At 38.7% G+C, this 4,057-nt stretch carries 5 protein-coding genes and 1 pseudogene; all 6 read left to right on the forward strand.

The features are described from left to right. A pseudogene (locus tag FJR06_RS23755) lies at nucleotides 1-734 on the forward strand (hypothetical protein); the annotation flags it as partial. Between the two features lie 21 nt (nucleotides 735-755). Then, nucleotides 756-950 carry a hypothetical protein gene (locus FJR06_RS23760; protein WP_168652394.1) on the forward strand — a complete coding sequence of 65 codons (195 nt, stop codon included), beginning with the start codon at nucleotides 756-758 and terminating at the stop codon, nucleotides 948-950. A gap of 572 nt (nucleotides 951-1,522) precedes the next feature. Next, nucleotides 1,523-2,185 carry an ester cyclase gene (locus FJR06_RS23765; protein ID WP_168652396.1) on the forward strand — a complete coding sequence of 221 codons (663 nt, stop codon included), beginning with the start codon at nucleotides 1,523-1,525 and terminating at the stop codon, nucleotides 2,183-2,185. Between the two features lie 448 nt (nucleotides 2,186-2,633). Then, entirely contained in the window at nucleotides 2,634-3,146 is a 513-nt protein-coding gene (locus FJR06_RS23770) for a hypothetical protein (protein WP_015081690.1), read from the forward strand. A gap of 7 nt (nucleotides 3,147-3,153) precedes the next feature. Further along, nucleotides 3,154-3,288, forward strand: a complete 135-nt coding sequence (locus tag FJR06_RS24820) for a hypothetical protein (protein ID WP_256369546.1) — start codon at nucleotides 3,154-3,156, stop codon at nucleotides 3,286-3,288. A gap of 16 nt (nucleotides 3,289-3,304) precedes the next feature. After that, a complete protein-coding gene (locus FJR06_RS23775) occupies nucleotides 3,305-3,805 on the forward strand; it encodes a helix-turn-helix domain-containing protein (protein WP_015081691.1) in 501 nt (166 codons plus the stop codon). The last annotated feature ends 252 nt before the right edge of the window (nucleotides 3,806-4,057 follow it).

Below are 4,057 nucleotides of genomic sequence, written 5' to 3' on the forward strand. Positions count from 1 at the left end.
TTAATGATGATATGTGGCGGATTATGCGGGGTGCTTTGCCTTGTTTGGAAACTACATCAAGCTGTCTAGAACAATTACAAAATAAATCGGTTACAGATTCACCATTACTAAAAGAATTGGATACCAGAATCCAAGAAGCAACTAGCAAAATAGATGAGGCTAGGGCTAAAAATGCCAAAACCGTAAAACTTTCTATATTAACTCCAGCTTTACAATATTTACTCGGACCGACTCCCACCGCTGGTAAACCTCAAGAGGGGAACGGATTAATTGATAATTTATTGGGAATATTTAATGGTAAAACTGGACTAATTAACGGATTAATTAATGTTATTGGTGTACCCTTATTTACAGCTTCTCAAGGGACAAATACAGAAGCTAATCGCAATGCGATCGCTATCTCAGATTTACAAATTAAAGTAGCCGAATTACAACGAGCGAGGGCGCAATTAGCAGATACTATTAGAGAGAAAGTAGCAGTAGCCTTGGTGAAATTTGACGAGGGCAGAACTGACTTTCAAATCGCCCAAGTTGTGGGAGCAAGGGCTATTGATCAATTTAAGGTTTTTGAATTACGCTATATTCGTGGCAATAATGATACTGAATCATACTTAGCCAAACAATCACAACTTGATAGGGTCAAAGCTGATACTTATGCTTCTTGGGGGAAAATGAGGCGATCGCTCTTTGAGATCAAGTTATTGGTATTGGGTGTTAAAAGTGCAGAAATATAAAATGTGGGGGGGCGATCGCTTGTGGTAGTGGTTTGCGATCGCTTTGGTCAAACACAAGCTAAACAAGATTTTGAACGGTCTAGGTTACAGTATGATGAAGCTGTCAGGAATAAGGATTATCAGCTTGCACAGTTGGGTATTTCTCTATCAGCTATAGAGGATAAATTAGCTTCCCTTCCTATTGTTAGAAGTCTTACAATACTATTGCCAAAATAAGAGCCTTGATAATTTTTGGCAAAAACGGCAAAAATAATCATATATAAGCGTTTCGATGAAAAGGTAGTTTAGAATCTAAAACCCTTATCCTACCGTCAATACATTTAAAAAATCCTTGTCGGAAACCTTTAAGGAATTTTTAGGGGTGATTGTTTTTGCCAAGCAAGAGCGAGGAACGGGAGTTCATGGTTAAAGCATTATCATCTCACCCTCGTAATTTGACTAAGGTATTGCCTAAGAAAATTTATTTGGTGTTGATGGGGCGATTTCTGTGGAGGACTGCACGGCGATTCCCAGGAGCTATAGAGCGATCTGCTTGCAGCAGCGCTTCGCTATCGCCCTCTATAAAAATTTCCCCTAAGAAAATTCTGCACGGTGTTCTCAATTCCGGTTTTCCCCAATCAAGTCGTTTTCCCTCAAGAAAATTTGGTGTTGAAGGGTGTGGTGTTTGTGTCAGTGCAAAGCAATGATAGTAACTTTCGGATTAATGCTAAGATTTTTATCATTTTGATACTGATATGATTACATAATCCTTTATGCTAGTTAAGGTTTTTTTAAGCACGTAACCTAAAATGACTAACGATAAGACTACGGAATTACCTCTTTGGGTGCAAGATAGAGAAAAAGTCCTTACTCATGATCAAGGGGTAGCATGGAGAGAAGGGAATAAGCCAGATTATTCCTACACCAATGAATTTCTGCACAAAGAAAGTAAATTCAATCATCCAGAAGGCTCATTAGAAGCGATCGCTCAAAATCTAGTGCGGACATTTGAGATGGAAGCTTCTTATAAACTAAATCCTCAACAGTGGGTTTCTATTGTTGTTGATAAGTTTAGAATGAGTAGTAATGGAGGACAAAAATATACTGCTGAAGAAGTTGTTAAACAAGGAACTTATAACTTGTTTATAGTTGAAAATGAGCATTATTGTCCAGCCGCAGAAACTTTTGAATCTTCCTATGAACTATTTCATAATGCTTTTCCCAAGGGTTTTTTATGGGAATTAACAGAAGTGCTTTCTGGTCCCCCTAATGTTAGCTTCAAATGGCGACATTGGGGAACATTTACGGGTACTTACAAAGAATATGTACCCACAGGAGAAATAATAGAAATCACGGGTATGAGTATTGCTCGTGTAACTGAAGATTTAAAGATTGAATCTTTAGAGCATTATTTTGATAATAATGCCTTTTTGCAAAAGTTAACTGCTGGTGGTTGTCCCTTTCATTCTTAAATAGAGTCCAGTTTTATAGGGTGTATTAGTAAGTTAATACACCCGCGCTTGCTTTTCTGGAGGGGTACACCATAGGCATTGCTACGGAAAAGTCGCTTATTTGAGATTTCCCCTAAGAAAATTTGGCACGGTGTTCTCAATTCCGGTTTTCCCCAGCCCGATTATTTTCCCTCAAGAAAATTTAGTAGTGGTTTTCCCATAAATCCACCGAGTCTAGCGTTGCTGTCACCAGGGGCAAAATAGGCTGAAAGTATTACCAATAAAGGTTTTCAGTTACCACCCTGCCAAACCGGGAGAATCGTACGAATCGGCTGAAACCTAGACACAGCAATAGTTTCCAGACCATGTTGCAGGTTTTTACAAGGATCTCGGTTTACTACCTAATAGCTAGTAATCATACTTATGAGCGATAATATGAATGATTAAAACCAGTATTTAGGAGGTTACGATGTTTATCTTCAATAGAAAAATTATTGCTAATACCGCGACAGCATCTTTGATAGCAATGATTGGCGTTCTTTTAACTAATGCAGCAGCCAAAGCTCAAGAAACAACTAAGATAGAGTGCGTTAAAGAATATATTAAAATAGGTGTGTCACCTGATGCTGCACTAGGAGAGTGTAACAAAAACAACTTAGGCGATTGTGTGAAAAAATTAACTGCTTCAAAAGTGGTTATTACGGGAGTATCAGAATCTCAAGGACGTTACTTAGTTGATATTGGTGATCAGGAATCAAGATGGTTAGAAGGTAAAAAATGGCAAGAAAAAGGATGTCTTGCCAATACACAAGGGCAATATAAAAGACAAAGTGATAATATTAAAACCTTTTGGGGTACTCAACGCTCCTATGAATGGTTCAGACAAGGTTTTTGCTCAACACCAACGATTCAGCTAGAGCAAAATTACACAATTGGTGAAGCGAAAACACTTTGTGAATTAGGTATTAAACCAAAAGACTGATATCTAATTGCTTACTCCAGTTCCTACCAGTGGACTTGGTAAAACTGGTTTTATTCACATAAATTTCCCTCAAGAAAATTTAACGATTCTCAAACCCCGACAGTTAAACCGCGACAATGATATAATAGATGTCGTGGTTTAAATCCGACCAGGGCATCATGAACAAAAAAGAAGCCGCAGCATATTTGGGCTGTAGCGAAAGAGCCATAGAAAGATACGTACAAAGCGGTAAAATATCTTGTAGCTATGAAAAAGGTAAAACCCGCACTGTAGCAGTATTTACGCAATCAGAACTAGATAAAATTAAATATCAATCGGAGTCCGTAACACCAGCTTATGAAACAATACCAGAACCACGACAAACCGCGACATTAGACGAGAATGAGCTGACAATATACCATGATGAACCTGTCGGGGTTGTCGAGGTTGGCGATATTTCCAAGCTATCGGCAATGGTGGAATTGCTTCTAGTTGGCCAACAACTAAAGGCCAGCGACAAACTGGTACTAACTGTTGATGAGTGCCATCAACTAACGGGATTCCCCAGGGAAATGCTTAAAGAAGCGATCGCTAATGGTCAATTACCAGCTAAGAAAATTGGTAGATCATGGCGGGTAAAAAGAAGCTGCTTAGATGCTTATATAGATGACGTATTATGATCCTATATCAATGATGTTAGTTATACCCCGACAAACCACGACAATAGCAAAGTAAAAGCTGGCGATATACCATAATGAACCTGTCGGAGTTGTCACCAAGAGAGTTTTTAATCTTTGGTCATTGGTAATTGGTCAGTAGCAAAGAAAATATAACGGACAACGGACAACGAACAACTGTACGGGCGAAGCATTTGGATCCCACATTCCGCACCCCAAAATGTTACAGAGGGAAATTACGGAGATGAAAATCAA

It is taken from the genome of Dolichospermum sp. UHCC 0352 (assembly GCF_009711925.1).
Lineage (GTDB): Bacteria > Cyanobacteriota > Cyanobacteriia > Cyanobacteriales > Nostocaceae > Dolichospermum > Dolichospermum lemmermannii.

Bases quoted from the DNA above. Each gene is read 5' to 3' on its own strand.
- FJR06_RS23765 (WP_168652396.1), top strand. From the start codon at position 1,523: ATGACTAACGATAAGACTACGGAATTACCTCTTTGGGTGCAAGATAGA.
- FJR06_RS23770 (WP_015081690.1), top strand. From the start codon at position 2,634: ATGTTTATCTTCAATAGAAAAATTATTGCTAATACCGCGACAGCATCT.
- FJR06_RS23775 (WP_015081691.1), top strand. From the start codon at position 3,305: ATGAACAAAAAAGAAGCCGCAGCATATTTGGGCTGTAGCGAAAGAGCC.